Raw genomic sequence first — 397 nt, 5'->3', positions numbered from 1 at the left:
GCTGCTGGGCGGCCAGGCGATTCGCAACTTTTCTCTGGCTTTGCTGATCGGTTTGATCATCGGGGGGATGTCCTCCATCCTGATCGCCTCCCAACTGTGGGTCACCTGGCGGGCAAGAAGCTTGAAGGAAGCGAAGTAGACCTTGCATATGGAAGGGTTCCTCAAGCCGTTAGGGTCTTGCGGGAACCTTTTTCTTTTCCTTGCCCTGCAATCCGTGCAATAATGAAAATCGATACAATAATGACTTACTTATCGGGAGATCCTGTATGTTGTCCAAATGGAAGAAAATCCTGCTGTTGGCGCTCCCTTCCATCGTCTCTTTTGCTTCGATGACTTTGACCGGCACTATCAGCCTGATCATGGTGGGGAACCTGGGGGCGCTGGCCATTGCGGTTGT

Annotated in this window: 1 pseudogene; it reads left to right on the top strand. The window is 52.1% G+C overall.

The annotated features are described in order from the left end of the window. Positions 1-139 (top strand): annotated as a pseudogene (locus EFBL_RS21960) (protein translocase subunit SecF); the annotation flags it as partial. Positions 140-397: the final 258 nt, after the last annotated feature.

The organism is Effusibacillus lacus, assembly GCF_002335525.1.
Taxonomy (GTDB): Bacteria; Bacillota; Bacilli; order Tumebacillales; family Effusibacillaceae; genus Effusibacillus; species Effusibacillus lacus.
This window is presented reverse-complemented; position numbering and strand designations above follow the sequence as displayed.